The following is a 1,612-nucleotide window of genomic DNA, read 5'->3' on the forward strand; positions in this document are numbered from 1 at the left end:
ATTCGAGCTCGGCATTCAAGCGAAGCAGGATGCTTGGATCGCAATGACGATTGCTGCAGTTGCCGGTTTGTTGTTAACTTTCATTTACGTGTGTATTCAACGACGCGCCTTAGAAGCGGGACTAGCTGAGCTTTTAGTAATGCATTTTGGACGGTGGATTGGCGCGGTATTAGGCCTCATGTATGCGGGTATGTTTGCTTATGAATCGATGAGAAATGTGCGAGATGTAGGTGAGCTTACCCCTATTGCACTGCTGTCGTTCACGCCTCGTTGGATTATTATGCTGCTGATCATTAGTGCCGCGGCTTATACGGTTAGCAAAGGGATTGAAGTGTTTGTTCGTGTTGTTCAACTGCTGTTTCCTATTGTTGTGATTAGCTATACCCTCATCATAATACTGCTGTTCATTGCGAATTTGCCCCGTATAAATCAATTGCTGCCTATGTTCGAGAATGGGGCAGCACCAATTATTAAGGCGGCTTTTCCGGACTTGCTTTCGTTTCCATTTGGACAAATGATCATTTTTCTTGTGTTCTGGAAGCATCTTAGCGAGAAGAAAGCATGGGGTCGGAGTACGTATTGGCCGCAAATCGCAGTGTCCGCTTTTCTCGTATTTATGAATATGCTCGTCATGTGCGTGCTTGGACCGAGTTTAGCAGCGGTAACGGCGCTTCCGCTGCTGGAGGTTGTGCAGTTGATTAGGTTGGCTAACTTTCTAGAGAGGCTCGATGTCATTGTCACTTTGTTATTATTTATAGGGCTTTATGTGAAAATGACTGCCTTATACATGGCGTCCGTATTTACATTCAGCGCTGCAACAGTCATCCCCTATCGATATTGTGTTATGCCGATAGGCGTGATCATCTATTTTACATCTTTTTTGGAGCCAAACAATACGTATCATCTATGGTTTGGATTTGAAATATCGCTGAAGCTAATACCGTTCTTTCAAATCGCGGTGCCTCTGCTCATGCTTATAGTTGGTGTTCGAAAACGATATAAAACGGCTGGATAGAGGAGTCGTAATGCTGCTATACAAAAAAATACTAGCATTCTGATAGACTTTTGCTATACAATTAAAGGTATTGACGAAACCGAATATGTTCCGGGGAGCTGGTTAGGCCGGCTGAGAGGGGATTATCTGTACAATTCCGACCCGTTAAACCTGATCTGGATAATGCCAGCGTAGGGACAGAAGCTCTGTTTATTTTGCAAGCTTGATCATAAAGATCAGGATAAGCGAATGATAACAGCTGCACAGCCGAATTTATGGCGTCCTCCGGATTAGGGGGACGCTTTTTTTTATATATAAGAATTTATAAGTTTTCACTTATAAAAGTGCTTATATATCTCCGCGAAACGATTGCTTTTGCCGAAGAGGACGGCGACAGTCGTTTACGCTTGGTGATCGGAATCCATTACCCGGATACTAATGAGGAGTCGTCGCCTTAAACAAATAGAAGTCATGGAGAGGGGAACACAACACATCATGAATAAGAAAAAGGCTGGGCAATCGTCGTGGAAAGTTGTTGGTGCTATGCTCGTGTTTGTATTGGCACTGGCAGGCTGCGGAGCGAATAACACACCATCTACAAACGAACAGGAGCAAGGG

General features: G+C 44.2%; 1 protein-coding gene and 1 riboswitch. The gene reads left to right on the forward strand.

Annotation, left to right across the window (positions count from 1 at the left end; translation table 11 throughout):
- A partial coding sequence (locus AC1DWN_RS33560) for a GerAB/ArcD/ProY family transporter (RefSeq protein ID WP_477563154.1) occupies positions 1-1,015 on the forward strand: 1,015 nt, incomplete at its 5' end.
- 81 nt (positions 1,016-1,096) lie between these two features.
- A riboswitch (TPP riboswitch) is annotated at positions 1,097-1,209 on the forward strand.
- Positions 1,210-1,612 lie beyond the last annotated feature (403 nt).

This window comes from Paenibacillus sp. P4_A7 (genome assembly GCF_056402455.1).